Source organism: Streptomyces sp. RPT161, from assembly GCF_027533845.1.
GTDB lineage: Bacteria > Actinomycetota > Actinomycetes > Streptomycetales > Streptomycetaceae > Streptantibioticus_A > Streptantibioticus_A silvisoli_A.
The window spans coordinates 1-387 of sequence record NZ_JAPZVN010000118.1 but is presented as its reverse complement, the minus strand read 5'-3'; the positions used below and the strand labels follow the sequence as shown (position 1 = coordinate 387).

Below are 387 nucleotides of genomic sequence, written 5' to 3'. Positions count from 1 at the left end.
CCCGATCACGACAGTGAGCCACCAACAGGTCCAAAGCATCGGACTCGCCCGCGACCACCGTTGACGCCGGGCCGTTGATCACAGCCACGGACAGCCCCGGCCAGTTCAAGATCAGTTCTTCAACCTGCACGGCAGGCAGCGACACGGCCACCATGCCCCCACCAGTCAGGTTCTCGGCGATGGCGCGACTACGCAAGGCCACCACCCGCGCGCCATCCAACAACGACAGACCACCGGCAACACACGCCGCAGCGATCTCACCCTGGGAATGCCCCACCACCGCAGCAGGCTCCACCCCGAACGACCGCCACAGCGCCGCCAGCGACACCATCACCGCCCACAACACCGGCTGAACAACATCCACCCGCGCCAACGCGGCCTCGTCAC

At 66.7% G+C, this 387-nt stretch carries 1 protein-coding gene; it reads right to left on the bottom strand.

The genetic code is table 11. The annotated features are described in order from the left end of the window. Positions 1–387, bottom strand: a 387-nt coding sequence (locus O5O46_RS35170; RefSeq protein WP_269859755.1) for an acyltransferase domain-containing protein, incomplete at both ends; no start/stop codon positions are given.